Below are 16282 nucleotides of genomic sequence, written 5' to 3'. Positions count from 1 at the left end.
GAGCATCGCCAGCGCGCGGCGGCGCGATACGAGAGCGGGGGAAGGGCGAGCGCCGGGGAGAAAAGCGTGGCTCATGACCCAGCATAACGCCATTCCGCGCGATGCGCCAAACCCATGATTTCACAGGCGCGATCGGCGCGGACGCCGTGACGGGGGGCGGTGCGCCGGTTCGCGCGGGGTCAGGTCGCGGGGCGAGCGCCCGGACGGGCGCCGCGCGGAACAGGCATCCCTGTCCCGCGCGGCGATTGCGTCGGGCCGGCGTGCTGGCGGGCAGCACGCCGGGTTTCGATTACCGGGTGACCGGAACGGCCGGGACCGCGCCCGGCTCGGCGGCTGCCTGCGCCGCGGCGATCGCGCGCAGCGCGTTGCCGCCCCAGAATTTGTTGACGTCCGACTGGCTGAACCCCGCCTTCAGCAACGCCGCCGTGACGTTGGGATAGCCGGTGATGTCGTCCAGCCCCTCGACGCCGCCGCCGCCGTCGAAGTCGCCGCTGATGCCGACGTGGTCGATCCCGACCAGCCGGACCGCATAGACGATGTGCTTGATGACATCATCGAACGTCGCGCGCTTGACCGGCCAGCGCGCGTCGATCTCCTTGCGCTTGGCGATCATCGCGCGCCGCTGCTCGGGGGTCGAGGCGCGGCCGAACTGCTGGCGCAACTCGGCCATCGCGGCGTCGCGCTCCGGGATCTTCTGCTGATCGATCATATAGCCGCTGAACGCGTTGATCTGGATCACGCCGCCCTTGGCCGCAACGGCCTTCGCCACCGCGTCGGGCACGTTGCGCGGATGGTTGTAGACGCCGCGCATCCCCGAATGCGTCAGGATGATCGGGGTCTTGGACAATTGCGCCATCTGCAGCGTCGCATCGTCGGAGGCGTGGGACGCGTCGATCAGCACGCCCAGCCGATTGGCGTCCGCCACGAACTGCTTGCCCTTGGGCGACAGGCCGTTCCATTCGGGCTTGTCGGTGGCGCTGTCGGCCAGGTCGTTGTTGCGCGTATGCACCGCGCCCATCGTCGTCGCCCCCAGCGCGCGGAAGGTGCGCATCAGCGACAGGTCGCCGGCGAACGGCGATCCGTTCTCCATGCTGATGAACACGATCCGCTTGCCTTCGGCGGCGATCCGGCGCGCGTCGTCGGCCGTCAGCGCCAGCGCGAACTTGTCGGAATGCTTGGCGACCATCTCGCGGATCTGCACCGCGCGCACCAGCGCGGCGTCGCGCGCGGCATGATCGCCCGCTTCGTCGCGCGCGCCCTGCCCGGTAAAGATGGCGAAGAAGCCGCCGTCGACGCCGCTGTCGACCATGCGCGGCCAGTCGACCTGATCGCCGTCCTCGGCAAAGCTGTGGCGGTCGATGATGCTCCAGCCGGGCCGACCCAGGTTGGCGGGCGTGTCGAAATGGCTGTCGAGCACGATCGCCGCGTCATGCACCTTGCGGGCATCGTCGGGCGCGGCGGCGAGCGTGGCGATCGCGCTGGCCGCGATGAGCAGTCGGATGGGAAGGGAAATCGGTCTTCTCCTTGCGGTTCGGGTCGATGGTCTGGCGCTAGCCATGATGGACGGGAATTTCGGCCATCGACAAGGTGAAACTGGTGATGTGGCGATGTCCGCGGCCCGTGCGCGGGGAACCGGGCTCGGGCCGGCGGAGCGCCGCCGGCCCGGCCGCACCGGTCAGTCGGCGGCGCGCGCGGCGGGGGTGGTCGCCGCGACGCGGGTGGCCGCCTTGCTCGGGCCGTAGAGGATGCCGTTGAACAGGAACTTGAAGGTGGGATGCGGCTGGCCGCGCTGGGTGACTTCCGGCCCGATCAGGAACACGCGGCCCTTGCCCAGCGTCGCGTCGACGATCGCGGTGGTGCCGTTCAGCGCCTTCTGGCCCCACGCCCATCCCGAACGCAGCGGATCGTCGCTGTCGAACCACGATACCCGGTTCACCGTCTTGTCGCCCGCCGCCAGCGTAAAGGTGGGGTTGTTGCTGTAGAAGACGTCGGTGGTCTCGGTCATGCCATAGGCCAGCGGGTCGGCGACATTGACCTTCATCGACAGGATCGCACCCGGCACATAGAATTTGGTGCCGGGCAGCGGCGTGCGCTTGCCGTCCGCCTCTGCGGTGGTGAGCGCGTTGGTCACCGGCAGCCCGATCTTCTCGCCGATCGAGGTGGCGTTGCCGAGCGCGAGCACGGTGCCGCCCGCCTTGGCAAAGGCGGCGATCTGCGGATAGGTCTTGTCCGCCGTGATCTGGCCCAGCGTCGCGCGATACTCGGCCGGAATCTCGGCCGCGTCGGGCTGGCGTCGTGCCCGCGCCGGGATCGTGTCGCCCTGGAAGATCAGCACGTCGTACTTGCGGTCGAGCCCGCCCTTGTCGAGTTCCTGCGGGAACACCTTGGTGTACGGGAATTCATACTGGTCGAAGATCCAGCGGGTCCAGCCAGACGCCATCGATCCGCCGTACAGGTCGACCAGCCCGATCCGCACCGGCTTCAGCGCGATGGTGTCGCCGGCCGGGCGGGCGTCGACCGCATGGGCGTCGATGCCCAGCGCCGGCGCCGCGCTGGCGACGATCGCGCGCGCCTGCGCCGATGCCGGGATCCAGATCGCGCCGGGGGCCAGCGTCTCGCCGCCCGCCTCGATCGCCGACGTCATCCAGAACACCGGCAGCCTCGCCTTGAGCAGGCGGTTGGTCAGGATGAAGCTGTTGGTGGTGGCATGGCTGACGACGAAGCCGGCCTTGCCGTCGCCGATCACGCGGCCGGCGGGCGGCGCGTCGATCACGTCGGGGACCGCGGGGAAGCGCGGCGGCGCGCCGTCGAGCGCGCGGTCGAACGTCACGTCCATCTGATAGGACAGGTTATAGCCGGTGACGTCATACGGGCGCAGCGGCGGGCCGCCCGGATAGGCGAAGTCCTGCGGATGGTCCTGCGGCTCGAACATGTCGAGGACGTGCGGGCGAAACGCCTGGTCGGAGCGCACGACATAGGAACCGGCGGGGTAGCTCTTGCCGTCGAAGTCGAACGCCGCCGGCGCCTGCTGCACCTCCACCCCGTTCTTGATCAGCGTGTTGAGGAACCGCACCGTGGTCGGCATGTCGCGCTGGCGGTCGGCCGGGATGATGAACGCGCGCGGCGCCCGCTTGGCGGGATCCTGCAATACCGACGCATAAAGCTTGGTATCGACGACCTGGCGTGCCTGATCCGGGCGGTTGGGGTCGTCCTTCCACAATTTGTCGCGATCGGCGGCGGTGGTGACCGCGTCGATCTGCTTCGGCGTGACGATCCAGCTGTCCTCGCTGCCCTTGGTGATCTGGTTCCGCGCCATGACGTAGCGGTTGTAGAGCACCGTCTCGCGATAGCGCGACGCATAGTCGAGCACCGCGCGGTCCATCGTCTTCACATAGTCGATCGACTGCTGGAAATGCCATTTCTGCGGCGCGATCGGCGCGGCGATGTCGCCGCGCGGCAACTGGTTGCGCGGCACGAACGGGATCTCCATCGGCGTCGGATCGCCGATGATCTCGGTCAGGATGCCGACGACGTTGTGGAAATAGCCGACGGTGCGGACGCTGCCGTTGAACCAGGTCGAATAGGGCGCGCCCGACCGCATGATCGATCCGAACTTGCCCTCCGAAATCAGCCGCCCGTGCATCGCCATGCCCAGCACGTCGGTCTGGTTGGTGACCAGCGGATCGTTGTTGTAGTTGTACGGATCGCGGAACGGCGGGATGAACACCACCGTGCCCGCCGGCCCGGTCTGATGCTCGTTGTAGACGATCTGCGGAAACCACTCGCGATAGCTCGCGCGGTTGATGTTGGTCGTCTCGGGCTGGGTCGACATGAAGCTGTCGCGATTGTTGTCGTGGCCGATGTACTTTTGATACAGCACCGGCAGGTTGGCGTTGCGGCGCTTGGTCGGATCGGCCTCGCGCATGTACCAGTTGGCCATCCGCTCCAGCCCGTCGGGGTTGGCGAAGGCGAACAGCATGATGTCGTCGCCCAGCAGGCGCAGCGTCTCGGGGTCGTTGCGCGTCAGCATCTCGTGGATGATCTGGATGTGGGTCTGGCCGTTGACCACCTCGTCGGCATGGAGCCCGGCGTCGATCCACACGATCGAGCGCCCTTCCGCGGCGAGCTGCTTCGCCTGGGCGTCGTCGATCCCGTCGGCCAGCGCCAGCTTGCGCGCGATCTCCTTGTAATGGTCCAGCCGGGCGAGGTTGGCGGGGGAGGAGACCACCGCCATATATTGCTCGCGCCCCTCGGCGGTCTTGCCGATGCTGACCAGTTTCATCCGGTCGCTCTCGCCGGCGACCTTTTGCAGCCAGGCGGTGATCTGGGTGTAGTTGGCGAGGTAATAGTCGGAACCGGGTTCGACCCCCAGCATGTCCTTGGGGGCGGTGATGCCGGCGCGCGTGGCCGGCGCGTCCTGCGCCTGGAGCGCCCCGCCTCCCGTTACGGTCAGGGCCAGGGCCGAGGTGGCAAGCAGAAAATGACGCATCTATCCCCCATTTGGTAACCGGGCGCGATCACGCCCGGCGCTACGATTCCGCCGTCGCGACCGCCCTTGACCGGGTGGAGGCGCCGCCGCCGATAGACCCTCGCGCCGGCCGCTCTTGCGGGGCCTGCGCGCTGACTCGTGACCAAGACATATCGATTCCCGCCCCCGTGCCAAGGTTATTTTATTGCGTGTCGCTGTTCGACTCTGTCAACACTGGTCCCCGGCGGTGCAAGCGGGCAGGATGCGCGCCGGGCTGCGGCGACGCGGGACAGGTCGACAGGGGGGTGACGATGCGAAACACCGGACGGAACATGGGCTGGCGGACGGCGGCGGGCGCGATGCTGGCGATGGCGCTGGGCTGGACGGGGCCGGCGCTCGCCCAATCGGCCGCGATCACGCGCCACGCCAACCCGGTCAACCCGGACGCGATCATCCTGCAGGGAGTGACAATCCCGCCAGGCGCCGAGTTGCTGATGCTGAGCGGGATGGTGCCCGCGCCGATCGACCCGGCCCGCGCGCAGGACGGGCTGGAGGCGTTCGGCGACACCCGCACCCAGACGATCAGCACGCTCAACCGGATCAAGGACGCGCTGGCCGCGCGGGGCTATGCGCTGTCCGACGTGGTGCGGTTGACGGTCTATCTGGTCGGCGATCCGCGTCTGGGGGGCAAGGCCGATCTGGCGGGGATGAACGCCGCCTATCGCAGCTTTTTCGGCACGGCGGAAAACCCCAATCTGGTCGCGCGCACCACGGTGCAGATCGTCGCGCTGGGCGCGCCGCACTTTCTGGTCGAGATCGACGCGACCGCCGCCAAGGTGCGATGACCCGCGCCCGCACGACAGGGAGGATGAGGATGAACCGATTCACGGGGGGCGGGCTTTCGATCGCCCTTGCCACAATCGCGACCCCGGCGATCGCGCAGGACGCCGGCACCTATATCTCCGCCGCCGATATCCGGGCGCGGATCGCGGAGGCGGAGCGCAGCGGAACATCGCCCGCGGCGGGCCTGATCGCGCTCGCGCCGTACAAGGCCAGCCTGGAGTACCGGACCCGCGCGATGCCGGCGGCGCTGCATGAGGATCGCGCCGAGTTTTTCGTCGTGCTCGAAGGGTCGGGCACGCTGGTGACCGGCGGCACGCTGGTCGACCAGAGCCGCAAGGACGCGGCCAATCTGGCGGGCAGCGCGATCAGCGACGGACAGGCGCGCACCGTCGCCAAGGGCGACGTGTTCATCATCCCCGAAAAGACCGCGCACTGGTTCAGCCAGATCGACGGCAAGGCGCTGGTGCTGATGTCGATGTACGTGCCGCGCGCGGAGTAGCCGGCCCCGGCCGCCGCGCTATTCCGGCGCGAAGCTGGCGGTGGCGCTCAATCCGCCCTCCGGTGCCTCGTCCAGCATCAGCCGGCCGCCATAGAAGCGCAGCAGATCCGCCGTCGCCGCCAGCCCCAGTCCGGTGCCCGGCACATCGGGGTTGAGGCGCGTTCCCACCGCCATTGCCGCCGCGCGCTGCGGGTGGGGGATGCCCGGCCCGTCGTCGCGCACTTGAATATGGCTGGGCCCGCCGGCGATGATCACGCTGCGCGACGTCCATTTGAAGGCGTTGTCGATCAGGTTCGACAGGATCTCGGCCAGGTCGCCGCGATCGCACGGCAGGCGCAGCCCGTCGGGCAGCTGGATCGTCACCCGCACCTCGGCGCGCGCGTGCAGCCGCTGCAACGCGTCCAGGATCGGGGCGAGCAGCGGCGCGACCTCGGTCAGCGTGCCCGCGCCGCGCGTGCCGGCGGCGGCGGCACGGGCCAGATGGTGATCGATCTGGAGCTGCATCGCCGCGCAGCGCGCCAGCAGGAAATCGGCGCTGGCGACCTGCCCGGACAGCCGCAATTGCTCGGCCTCGTCGCTGATCAGCGCAAGCGGGGTGCGCAGATTATGCGCCAGATTGCCCGATTCGGTCCGCGCGCGGGTGATCAGCTGCGCCTGTCCCTCCAGCAGCGCGTTGAATCGGGTGACGATCGGCGCGAATTCGGTCGGCACCGCCGGATCCAGCCGTTCGGTCTCGCCGTTACGCAGACGGTCGACGTCCTCGCTCAACCGCCGCACCGGCGCCAACCCGAATCGGACCAGCAGCCCCGCGCCGCCCAGCAGCAGCACGCACACCGCGCCCATCGACAGCGCCAGATCACCGGCGAAATGCGCGACCTGTTCGTCGAGCAGGTGCTGCAACGACGCGATCGTGACCACCGTCGGCCGCCCTTCGATCGTCACCCGCACGCTGCGTTGCCGCACCTGCGCGTTGGCGGCGAAGCCGCGATGCCACGCGTTGTCGGCGGCGGGGGTCAGCCGCAGCGATCCGGCCAGCGACGGCGATCGCAGCAGCGTACCGGCCTGCTCGACCTGCCAGTACAGCCCCGAGCGCGGAATCGCGAACTGCGGATCGGACAGCGAATGGATGACGCGCGGCCGGCCGTCGGCGCCGACCCTGATCATCGCGACCAGTTCGTCGACATGGTGGTCCAGTTCGGCTTCGTAGCGGTTGGTGGTGTGGACGCGGTAGAGATTGCCGATGAACAGCCCGGCGAGCAGCACCGCGGCGACCACGCCGATCGCGGAGCCGACGATCAGGCGGAACTTCAGGCTGTTGCGCACCCCGCTGGTCATGCCGCGAACCGATAGCCCAGCCCGCGCACGGTGACGATGCGCTCGCGCCCGATCTTGCGCCGCAGCCGCCCGACCAGCACCTCGATCGCATTCGCGTCGCGGTCGCTGTCGAGGCGGTAGAGATTGTCGAGGATCGCGGTGCGGGTGAGCGTGCGGCCGGCGTTGTACAGCAGCAGCTGCAGCAGCCGGAACTCGCCGGCGGTGAGCGCCAGCGGCGCCTCGTCGAGCCACGCCTCGCCCGTCGCGGTGTCGATGGCGACTCCGCCGGCGGCGACGCGCGTGGCGCTGTGCCCGGCGGCGCGCCGTGCCAGCGCATGCAGCCGCGCGACCAGTTCCTCGGTCCGCACGGGCTTGACGATGAAGTCATCGGCGCCGGCGTTCAGCCCCTCGACCTTTTCCTGCCACCCGCTGCGCGCGGTCAGGATCAGGATCGGCGTGGCGACGCCGCGCGCGCGCACCGCACGTACCAGCGCGATGCCCGACATGCCGGGCAGGCCAAGATCGACCACCAGAACGCTGAATCCGTCGCCGGCAAAGCCGACCGCGTCCTCGCCGTTGGCCAGCCATTCACAGGTCATGCCGTGCCGCGTCAGGTTGGCGACCATGCGCTGCGCCAGTTCGGCCTCGTCTTCCACGATCAGGATTCGCATCGCCGGTTCCTGACAGGATTCTGACAGGATGCGAAGCTAGTTGCTGCACTCGCGAACAGGATCGGGGGCGCTGCGATGGTTGGAAATCGGCATTGGCCGCTGCTGGCGCTGCTTGGCGCGCTGGCGGGCTGTGGCGGGGGTGATGGCACCGCTGGCAATGCCGCCGCACCCGAATCCGCCAACGACGCCGCGCCGGCCGCCGCCCCGGCGGGAACGCTGCGGCTGACCGCGGCGGAGGCGGCGCGGATCGGCGTGCGCTTCGCCGCGGTCGAGGCGGTCGATGCGCTGCCGATCGCCACCGTCCCGGCGACGCTGGCGCCGCCGCCCAACGCGCGCGTCGCGGTCGCCGCGGTCATCCCCGGCGTCGTCACCCGCACCCTGGTGGTCGAGGGCGACAGCGTGCGCGCCGGTCAGCCGCTGGCGGTGATCGCCGCGCGTGAGATGTTCACGCTGGCCGCCGGGATCGAGCAGGCCTCCGCCCGTGTCGCGGTGGCGCGCGCCAACGAACGCCGCCTCGGCCAGCTCGCGCGCGAAGGCATCATCGCCGGCGCTCGCGCCGACGAGGCGCGCGCCGCGCTGCGCGAGGCGAGCGCCGAACTCAACGAACAGCGCCGGATCGTGCGGCTGGTAAACGGCGCCCCGGAAAAGGGCAGCTACACGCTGACCGCGCCGATCGCCGGCAAGATCACCACCGCGTCGATCCAGACCGGCAGTCCGGTCAGCGAGGCGACCTCGGCCTATGTGATCGACGCGGCCAGCCGCTACGAACTGACCGCGCAATTGCCCGAACGGCTGATCGGGCAGGTCCGCCCCGGCATGGCGGTGCGGCTGCCCGGCGACGTGCGCGGCGAGGTGACCAGCGTCGGCAGCGTGATCGACCCGCACACCCGCTCGGCGACGCTGCGCGCGCGCATTCCGGCCGGCGAGGGCGTGGTTTCAGGCCGCGCGGTGCCGGCGACGCTGTTCGCGCCGGCGCCGGCGGGGGCGATCGTCGTCCCGGCGGCTGCGGTGGTTGACGTCGACGGAAAGCCCAGCGTGTTCGTCCGCACCGCCGATGGTGTCGCGGTGCGCGCGGTGGAGACCGGCGATCAGGCGGACGGCGGTGTCGTGATCCGCGCCGGCTTGCGTCCGGGCGATCGGATCGCCGTGGCGGGGATGAGCGAACTCAAGTCGATCGCGGGCCAGGACTGATGCTGCGCGCGCTGGTCGCCTGGTCGCTGTCGTATCGCCTGTTCGTGCTGGCGCTCACGCTGTGCGTCGGCGCGCTCGGCGCGTGGGCCTATGCGACGCTGCCGGTCGACGCCTATCCCAACATCGCCCAAACCCAGGTCAAGGTGATCCTCAAGGCCCCCGGCATGACGCCGGAGGAGGTCGAGACGCGGGTGATCGCCCCGCTTGAGCAGGAAATGCTCGGCCTGCCCAATCAGGCGATGCTGCGATCGACCGCCAAATACGCCATCGCCGACATCACCATCGATTTCGTCGACGGCACCGACATTTATTGGGCGCGGCAACAGGTCGGCGAGCGACTGGCCGGGGCGATGGACGCGGTGCCGGCCGGGGTGACCGGCGGCATGGCGCCGATCTCCACCCCTTTGTCCGACGTGTTCATGTTCACCATCGACGGTCCGCTGTCGCTGTCGGACAAGCGTGAGCTGCTCGACTGGACGATCCGCCCGGCGCTGCGCACGGTGCCCGGCGTCGCCGACGTCAACGCGCTGGGCGGGCACGTCCGCACCTATGAAGTGCGCCCGGACACCGTCGCGCTGGCGGCGGCGCGGCTGTCGGTCGATGATCTGAAGGCGGCGATCGAACGCGGCAACCGCAACGACGGCTCGGGCCGGATCGCGGCGGGGGAAGAGGCGCTGATCGTCCGCGCGGTCGGCGCGATCCGCGACGCCGGCGACATCGAACAGATGGCGGTCACCGCGCGCGAGGGTCGGATCGTCCGCGTCGGCGATGTCGCTACTGTCGGCACCGGATCGCTGACCCGCTACGGCGGCGTCACCGCGCATGGCAAGGGCGAAGCGGTGCAGGGGCTGGTGATGGCGCTGCGCGGCGCCGATGCGCGGCAGGTGGTCGACGGCATCCGCGCGCGCCTTTCCGAACTGGAACAGGGCCTGCCGAAAGGCACCACGCTGACGGTGTTCTACGACCGCTCCGACCTGATCGAACGCGCGGTCGATACCGTGCGCAAGGCGCTGATCGAGGCGACGGTGCTGGTGGTGGTGCTGCTGATCCTGTTCCTGGGGGATTGGCGCGCGGCGGCGATCGTCGCGGCGACGCTGCCGATGGCGGCGCTCACCACCTTCCTGTTCATGCGCGGCATCGGGCTGTCGGCCAATCTGATGAGCCTCGGCGGGCTGGCGATCGCGATCGGCCTGCTGGTCGACGGCGCGGTGGTGGTGGTCGAGAACGTCGTCGACCGGCTCAACCACGCGAAGGATGACACGACGCCGCGCCTCAACGTGGTGTTCCGCGCGACGGCGGAGGTGATCGTGCCGGTGTCGGCGGGGCTCGTCATCATCGCGCTGGTGTTCCTGCCGCTGCTGTCGCTTCAGGGGCTGGAGGGCAAGCTGTTCGCCCCGGTCGCGCTCACCATCATGTTCGCGCTGGCCGGATCGCTGCTGCTCGCGCTGACGCTGGTGCCGGTGCTCGCTTCCTACGGCCTCAAGAGCGGCCACCACGGCGAACCGTGGATCATGAGGAAGCTCGCCCCCGGTTACGCGAAGCTGCTCGGTCTGGCGTTCGCGCGCAAGACGGTGGTCTACGGCGTCGCCGGGGCGGGGCTGGTGCTGGCCGGACTGGCCTATGGCGCGGTCGGCAAGACCTTCATGCCGACGATGGATGAGGGGTCGGTGGTCATCCAGATCGCCAAGCTGCCCACCGTCGGTCTCGATCGCTCGCTGGCGCTGACGACGCGCGTCGAACGCGAACTGATGGCGCAGGTGCCCGAAGTCACCGGGGTGATCTCGCGCACCGGCACCGACGAGATCGGGCTGGACCCGATGGGCCTGAACGAGACCGACCTGTTCGTCACGCTCAAGCCGTCGTCGGAATGGCGCGGCGACCGGACGTTCGTGGTGGCGCAGATGCGCGCGGCGCTGGAGGGGATGCCCGGCTTCGACCCCAGCTTCACCCAGCCGATCGAGATGCGCGTGGCGGAGATGCTGACCGGCGCGCGCGGCGATCTGGCGGTCAAGATCTTCGGCCCCGATCTCGCTACCCTCGCCGATCTGGCGGGCAAGGTGCAGCACGTCCTGCAATCGACGCGCGGCGCGGCAGAGGTGCTGACGGTCGCCAACGATCAGGTCGATTATCTCCAGCTCGACATCGACCGCGCCGCCGCCGGCCGCGCCGGGATGCCGGTCGATCAGTTCCAGGACACGCTGCGCGCGCAGCTGGAGGGATTGCCGGCCGGCATCGTCGCGGAGGGGCAAAAGCGCGTGCCGGTGGTGATCCGCAGCGACGACGGCACGCGCGGCGACGCCACCCGCTTCGCCGACCTTCAGCTGACCACCCCGTTGGGCGAACTGGCGCGGGTCAGCGATCTCGCCCGCGTCGAACATACCCAGGGGCCGATCCGGCTCGATCACGAAAGCGGGTCGCGCTACGCGCTGGTGCAGGCGTTCGTCTCCGGGCGCGACCTGGTCGGCTATGTCGATGAGGCAAAGGCGCGGGTCGCCGATCAGGTCACCCTGCCCGCCGGTTATCGGCTGGTGTGGGGCGGCCAGTTCGAGAACCAGCAGCGCGCGTCGGCGCGTTTGATGCTGGTGATCCCGGCGGCGCTGCTGCTGATCTTCTTCGTCCTGTTCCTCACGCTGCGGTCGATGCGCGGCGCGTTGCTGATCCTCGCCAACATCCCGTTCGCCGCCGTCGGCGGGATCGTCGCGCTGTGGGCGACGGGCGAATATCTGTCGGTGCCAGCCTCGGTCGGGTTCATCGCGCTGCTCGGCATCGCGGTGCTCAACGGCCTCGTCCTCGTCGCCTATTTCCGCCAGTTGCGCGATGACGGCGTGGCGATGGCGCAGGCGGTGCGTATCGGTGCCGAACGGCGGCTGCGGCCGGTGATGATGACCGCCAGCATCACCGCCTTCGGCCTCGTGCCGCTGCTGTTCGCCACCGGCCCCGGATCGGAAATCCAGAAACCGCTGGCGATCGTGGTGATCGGCGGGCTGGTCACGTCGACGCTGCTGACGCTGGTGCTGCTGCCGATCCTCTACGAACGATTCGGCGAAAGCCGCAGGGAGCAGGCCGCATGAGCCGCGTCGCACTCACCTTCTATTGCAGCGCCCATGATGGTGAGGCGGTCGCCGCCGCGGTCCGCGACCGGCTGCACTTGCCTGTCCACCTCAGCCGCCAGGCGGTGCTGGGCCGCGACTTCGGCGATGCGGGGACCGGGGAGCGGGTCGCGGGCACGCTGACGCGCATGGCGGTCGAGGTCGAGCTGCCCGACGACCGCGTCGACGATGCGCTGGCCGCCGCCACCGGCGCGCGCCGGCGGCTGCCGTTCCGCTGGCGCACGGTGGCGATCGTGGACGGGGGGCGCGTGGAATGAAGTGGATATGGTGCCTGCTCGCCGGCGTCGCCGCCCCGGCGGCCGCGCAGACCAGCGACCTGCCGCCGGAGGCGCTGGTGATCCGCGCGCTCGACGCGCAGCCGACGGTCGAGGCCGCCATCGCCCGCGTCGACGCCGCCCGCGCCGAAGGCGACGCGCTGCGCCGCGGGCCGCATGAGGTGACGGTGCAGGGCAGCATGGTGCGACGCTCGGTCGATCGCGATGCCACCTATGCCGAATATGACGCCACCGTCACCCGCGCGTTCCGCCTGCCGGGCAAGGCCGCGCTCGATCGCCGGTCGGGCGCGCTCGGCGTCGATATCGCCGAAAATCGCATGGAGGATGCGCGCCATCAGGCGGCGCTGCAACTCGCCGCGCTGTGGTACGACTGGTTGCTGGCGGAGGAGCTGCACCGCAACGCGGCGGCGCTGATCGCCAACCAGCGCGCGCTGGTCGATGCGACCCGGCACCGCGTCGACGTCCGCGATGCCGCCGAGCTGGAGCTGGAGCAGGCACGCGCCGCGCTGGCGCAGGCCGAGGCGCAGGCGGGTGACGCGATCGCCGCGCGCGACCGCGCCCGCACGCTGCTGGAGGCGCGCTTCCCCGATCTGCCGCTCCCCGCCGATCCGCCGCCACTGCTCGATCCGACCATGCCGCGCGAAAGCCTGGCGGAGCTTCAGCGGCTGATCGTCGCGCGCAGCCATGAAATCGGCGCCGCCGTCGGCGTGGCCGAGCGCCAGTCGGTGATCGCGCGCCGCGCCCGCGCCGATCGCGTCGCGGACCCGTCGTTCGGCGTGCGGCTGTTCAGTGAACGCGGCGGGCAGGAACAGGGCGCGGGGCTGGTCGCGTCGCTGCCGCTGGGCGGCGGGCATCGCCGCGCGCTGGCGGATCAGGCGCGTGCCGGCGCCGCCGCCGCCGCCGCCGAACGGATCGCTGTCGAGCGCGAGATCGCCGGCAACGCCGCCGCCGACGTCGCCGAACTGCGCGCGCGCCAGACGGCGTGGGCGGCGGCGCGCGATGCGGTGGCGCGTGCCGAACAGACCACCGCCTTGACCACGCGGGGGCAACAGATGGGCGCGATCGATCTCGCCGACCGGCTCTACGCCGAACGGCAGGCGAATGAGGTCCGCGCCCAGGAACTCACCGCGCGCGCTGCGGCGGCGCGGCTCATCCTGAAGCTGCGGATCGATTCGCACACGCTGTGGATCGAGTGACGATCAGCTACGGTGGCGCGGCGACCGGACGGGCGTGCGCGGCGGTTTCGCCGCGGCGTCGCTACACCCGAACGGTGATCCCTACGCCGGCGCGGCCAGCTTGAGCAGCGTCAGGTAGCGGTCGGCCAGTTCCAGGTGCAGCCGGCGCGCCATCGGATCGCCGGCACGGGCGGCGACGGCGCGCTCCTGCGCCTCGCGGCGGCGATAATAGGTGATATTGGCTGCGTCAGGCATGGCGGCTTCCCGTCGCGGCGCCGGCGCGACTCGGGGCCGGCGCTGCGGTGCCCGGATATTAACATAAATCGCGCAAATTGTCGTGTGACAGGGCGGCGCAATAGGACAAAATGCCCGCTAGTGCACCGCGATCGGCTGGTTTAGAGGGGCGCGATGAACGAAGAGAAAGTGAGCGTTCGCAAGGTCGACTATTCGCGGGTCTTCTCCCAGGCGATCGACCGTCTGCACGCCGAAGGGCGCTACCGCGTCTTTATCGACATTCTGCGCAACAAGGGCATGTTCCCGAACGCGCGCTGCTTCGCCGGCCATAACGGGCCGAAGCCGATCACCGTCTGGTGCTCCAACGATTACCTCGCGATGGGCCAGCACCCAAAGGTGATCGCGGCGATGGAGGAGGCGCTCCACGACGTCGGCGCCGGATCGGGCGGCACGCGCAACATCGGCGGCAATACCCATTACCATATCGACCTCGAGGCCGAACTCGCCGATCTGCACGGCAAGGAAGGCGCGCTGCTGTTCACCAGCGGCTACGTCTCGAACGAGGCGACGCTGTCGACGCTGGCCAAGGTGCTGCCGGGCTGCATCATCTTTTCCGATGAACTGAACCACGCCTCGATGATCGCCGGCATCCGCCATGCCGGCTGCGAAAAGGCGGTGTGGCGCCACAACGACCTCGCCCATCTCGAGGAACTGCTGGCCGCCGCCGATCCGCAGGCGCCCAAGCTGATCGCGTTCGAGAGCGTCTATTCGATGGACGGCGACGTCGCGCCGATCGCGGCGATCTGCGACCTCGCCGACAGGTATAACGCGCTGACCTACCTCGACGAAGTCCATGCCGTCGGCATGTACGGCGCGCGCGGCGGCGGCATCTCCGATCGCGACGCGGTGGCGGATCGGGTGACGATCATCGAGGGTACGCTGGCCAAGGCGATCGGCGTGATGGGCGGCTATATCGCCGCCGACCAGACGATCATCGACGTGATCCGCAGTTACGCGCCGGGCTTCATCTTCACCACCAGCCTGTCGCCGGTGCTGGTCGCCGGCGCGCTGGCCAGCGTCCGCCACCTCAAGGGATCGAGCGTCGAGCGCGAGGGTCAGCAGGTGGCGGCGGCGGAGCTGAAAGCGATGATGGCCGACGCCGGGCTGCCGGTGCTGCCCAGCACGACGCACATCGTCCCGCTGATGGTCGGCGATCCGGTCAAGGCCAAGCGGATCAGCGACATCCTGCTCGCCGAATATGGCGTCTACGTCCAGCCGATCAATTACCCGACGGTGCCGCGCGGCACCGAACGGCTGCGCTTCACCCCCGGCCCGACCCACGACAGCGCGATGATGCGCGAGCTGGTCGACGCGCTGGTCGAGATATGGGGCCGGCTGGAGCTGCGGCTGGCGGCCTAGGGTCGGAACCCGATTGGAATAGGATCGTGACGGGGCGGATTGTGGCGCCTTGGTTCACGCGAAGCCGCGAAGAAGGTAGATTCGGTTCGCGCGGAGGCGCGGAGGGATCTCGCGTGCCGCACAGCCAGCCGCGCTAGCGGCCTTCAGGCAAGGCGCTCGCCACGAATTTGAATGTCTGACTGACGCGAGACAGCGCGACAAGCGGAACACCTCCGCGCCTCCGCGTCTCCGCGCGAACCAGACTTCTTCTCACCCTTCTTCGCGGCTTCGCAGTTTCGCGGGAGAACAAGACGCCGTGCCCCTGCGAAGGCAGGAACGCCGGGTAATCGAGGACTGCGCCCGCCAACGCTCCCGCCCGCGCGGGCGCATGCCGACGATTCCGCCCTATCCCCGCGCCACCACCGCCACGATCGCCCGCGCCACCTCGGCATGGGTGGCGGCCAGCGTCGCGTCGTCGGCGCGGCTCTCGGTCAGATAGGATGTGACCAGCACCGGCCGGCGCCCGCGGGGCCACAACAGCCCGATATCATTGTTGCTGCCATGCGCCCCGGCACCGGTCTTGTCGGCGGCGCGCCAGCCGGCCGGCAGTCCGGCGCGCAACCGGGTGTCGCCGGTGCGGTTGGCGATCATCCAGCCGATCAGCGTCTGGCGTGATGCCGGGCGCAGCACCCGCCCCAGCGTCAGCGCGTTCAGCGAATGGAGCATCGCCAGCGGGGTGGTGGTATCGCGCGGATCGCCGGGCGACGCTTCGTTCAGGATCGGCTCGATCCGGTCGAGGCGAGTGGTACCGTCACCGATCGCGCGGACGAAGCGCGTCACCCCCGCGGGGCCAGCCACCTGGGTCAGCAGCAGGTTGGCGGCGCCATTGTCGCTCTCGGTCATTGTCGCGTGGCAGAGTTGCGCCAACGTCATCCGCGCGCCGACATGCCGGCTGGTGACCGGCGAATGGCTGACGATGTCGCTGCGCCGCACCGGCAACGTCGCGTCCATCCGCAGCCGGCCCTGGTCGGCGCCGTGCAGCACCGCGCTACTCAATAGAAATTTGAAGGTGCTGCACATCGGAAACCGCTCGTCGCCGCGCTG

The 16282-nt window shown here is 69.8% G+C and carries 13 protein-coding genes; 7 read left to right on the top strand and 6 right to left on the bottom strand.

Going from position 1 to position 16282, the window contains the following annotated elements:
- Positions 1–289: 289 nt before the first annotated feature.
- Both VNR91_RS06530 and VNR91_RS06525 read right to left on the bottom strand, forming a co-directional pair.
- The gene (locus VNR91_RS06530) at positions 290–1558 is read right to left on the bottom strand and encodes a dipeptidase (protein ID WP_325489965.1); all 1269 of its coding nucleotides are present in this window, start codon (positions 1556–1558) and stop codon (positions 290–292) included.
- Positions 1559–1675: 117 nt separating this feature from the next.
- Positions 1676–4489 carry a M14 metallopeptidase family protein gene (locus tag VNR91_RS06525; protein ID WP_325489964.1) on the bottom strand — a complete coding sequence of 938 codons (2814 nt, stop codon included), beginning with the start codon at positions 4487–4489 and terminating at the stop codon, positions 1676–1678.
- A gap of 311 nt (positions 4490–4800) precedes the next feature.
- Between VNR91_RS06525 and VNR91_RS06520 the strand changes: the two genes are divergently transcribed.
- Together VNR91_RS06520 and VNR91_RS06515 are read left to right on the top strand one after the other, a co-directional pair.
- Positions 4801–5313: a RidA family protein gene (locus VNR91_RS06520; protein ID WP_325489963.1), complete on the top strand. Its 513-nt coding sequence runs from the start codon at positions 4801–4803 to the stop codon at positions 5311–5313.
- Positions 5314–5342: 29 nt separating this feature from the next.
- Positions 5343–5810 (top strand): cupin domain-containing protein, encoded by a 468-nt coding sequence (locus VNR91_RS06515; RefSeq protein WP_325489962.1) that lies wholly within the window; start codon positions 5343–5345, stop codon positions 5808–5810.
- Positions 5811–5828: 18 nt separating this feature from the next.
- Here VNR91_RS06515 and VNR91_RS06510 read toward each other — a convergent pair whose 3' ends face one another.
- Positions 5829–7145, bottom strand: a complete 1317-nt coding sequence (locus VNR91_RS06510; protein WP_325489961.1) for a sensor histidine kinase — start codon at positions 7143–7145, stop codon at positions 5829–5831.
- On the bottom strand, positions 7142–7795 hold the full coding sequence (locus VNR91_RS06505; RefSeq protein WP_325489960.1) for a response regulator transcription factor: 654 nt from the start codon (positions 7793–7795) through the stop codon (positions 7142–7144). Before VNR91_RS06505 ends, VNR91_RS06510 begins: the two co-directional genes overlap by 4 nt.
- A 75-nt stretch (positions 7796–7870) precedes the next feature.
- On the opposite strand from VNR91_RS06505, the gene VNR91_RS06500 reads away from it, so the two are divergent.
- Genes VNR91_RS06500 through VNR91_RS06485 form a run of 4 tightly spaced genes read left to right on the top strand, consistent with a single transcriptional unit; the run spans position 7871 to position 13567 of the window.
- A complete protein-coding gene (locus tag VNR91_RS06500) occupies positions 7871–8986 on the top strand; it encodes an efflux RND transporter periplasmic adaptor subunit (protein ID WP_325489959.1) in 1116 nt (371 codons plus the stop codon).
- Positions 8986–12057, top strand: a complete 3072-nt coding sequence (locus VNR91_RS06495) for a CusA/CzcA family heavy metal efflux RND transporter (protein ID WP_325489958.1) — start codon at positions 8986–8988, stop codon at positions 12055–12057. The genes VNR91_RS06500 and VNR91_RS06495 overlap by 1 nt, the downstream gene beginning before the upstream one ends.
- Positions 12054–12353 (top strand): DUF3240 domain-containing protein, encoded by a 300-nt coding sequence (locus VNR91_RS06490; protein ID WP_325489957.1) that lies wholly within the window; start codon positions 12054–12056, stop codon positions 12351–12353. Before VNR91_RS06495 ends, VNR91_RS06490 begins: the two co-directional genes overlap by 4 nt.
- Entirely contained in the window at positions 12350–13567 is a 1218-nt protein-coding gene (locus VNR91_RS06485) for a TolC family protein (RefSeq protein WP_325489956.1), read from the top strand. The genes VNR91_RS06490 and VNR91_RS06485 overlap by 4 nt, the downstream gene beginning before the upstream one ends.
- Positions 13568–13648: 81 nt before the next feature.
- Here VNR91_RS06485 and VNR91_RS06480 read toward each other — a convergent pair whose 3' ends face one another.
- The gene (locus VNR91_RS06480; RefSeq protein WP_325489955.1) at positions 13649–13801 is read right to left on the bottom strand and encodes a hypothetical protein; all 153 of its coding nucleotides are present in this window, start codon (positions 13799–13801) and stop codon (positions 13649–13651) included.
- A 153-nt stretch (positions 13802–13954) separates the two neighbouring features.
- On the opposite strand from VNR91_RS06480, the gene hemA reads away from it, so the two are divergent.
- Complete coding sequence (hemA, locus tag VNR91_RS06475) at positions 13955–15199, top strand: 5-aminolevulinate synthase (protein ID WP_325489954.1); 1245 nt, start codon at positions 13955–13957, stop codon at positions 15197–15199.
- Positions 15200–15583: 384 nt separating this feature from the next.
- Here hemA and bla read toward each other — a convergent pair whose 3' ends face one another.
- Positions 15584–16258 (bottom strand): class A beta-lactamase, encoded by a 675-nt coding sequence (bla, locus tag VNR91_RS06470; protein WP_414712385.1) that lies wholly within the window; start codon positions 16256–16258, stop codon positions 15584–15586.
- Between the last annotated feature and the right edge of the window lie 24 nt (positions 16259–16282).

This window comes from Sphingomonas sp., from assembly GCF_035555815.1.
In the GTDB taxonomy this organism is placed as follows: Bacteria; Pseudomonadota; Alphaproteobacteria; order Sphingomonadales; family Sphingomonadaceae; genus Sphingomonas.
This window is presented reverse-complemented; position numbering and strand designations above follow the sequence as displayed.

Bases quoted from the DNA above. Each gene is read 5' to 3' on its own strand.
- VNR91_RS06530 (WP_325489965.1), bottom strand. From the start codon at position 1,558: ATGGCTAGCGCCAGACCATCGACCCGAACCGCAAGGAGAAGACCGATT.
- VNR91_RS06525 (WP_325489964.1), bottom strand. From the start codon at position 4,489: ATGCGTCATTTTCTGCTTGCCACCTCGGCCCTGGCCCTGACCGTAACG.
- VNR91_RS06520 (WP_325489963.1), top strand. From the start codon at position 4,801: ATGGGCTGGCGGACGGCGGCGGGCGCGATGCTGGCGATGGCGCTGGGC.
- VNR91_RS06515 (WP_325489962.1), top strand. From the start codon at position 5,343: ATGAACCGATTCACGGGGGGCGGGCTTTCGATCGCCCTTGCCACAATC.
- VNR91_RS06510 (WP_325489961.1), bottom strand. From the start codon at position 7,145: ATGACCAGCGGGGTGCGCAACAGCCTGAAGTTCCGCCTGATCGTCGGC.
- VNR91_RS06505 (WP_325489960.1), bottom strand. From the start codon at position 7,795: ATGCGAATCCTGATCGTGGAAGACGAGGCCGAACTGGCGCAGCGCATG.
- VNR91_RS06500 (WP_325489959.1), top strand. From the start codon at position 7,871: ATGGTTGGAAATCGGCATTGGCCGCTGCTGGCGCTGCTTGGCGCGCTG.
- VNR91_RS06495 (WP_325489958.1), top strand. From the start codon at position 8,986: ATGCTGCGCGCGCTGGTCGCCTGGTCGCTGTCGTATCGCCTGTTCGTG.
- VNR91_RS06490 (WP_325489957.1), top strand. From the start codon at position 12,054: ATGAGCCGCGTCGCACTCACCTTCTATTGCAGCGCCCATGATGGTGAG.
- VNR91_RS06485 (WP_325489956.1), top strand. From the start codon at position 12,350: ATGAAGTGGATATGGTGCCTGCTCGCCGGCGTCGCCGCCCCGGCGGCC.
- VNR91_RS06480 (WP_325489955.1), bottom strand. From the start codon at position 13,801: ATGCCTGACGCAGCCAATATCACCTATTATCGCCGCCGCGAGGCGCAG.
- hemA (WP_325489954.1), top strand. From the start codon at position 13,955: ATGAACGAAGAGAAAGTGAGCGTTCGCAAGGTCGACTATTCGCGGGTC.
- bla (WP_414712385.1), bottom strand. From the start codon at position 16,258: ATGTGCAGCACCTTCAAATTTCTATTGAGTAGCGCGGTGCTGCACGGC.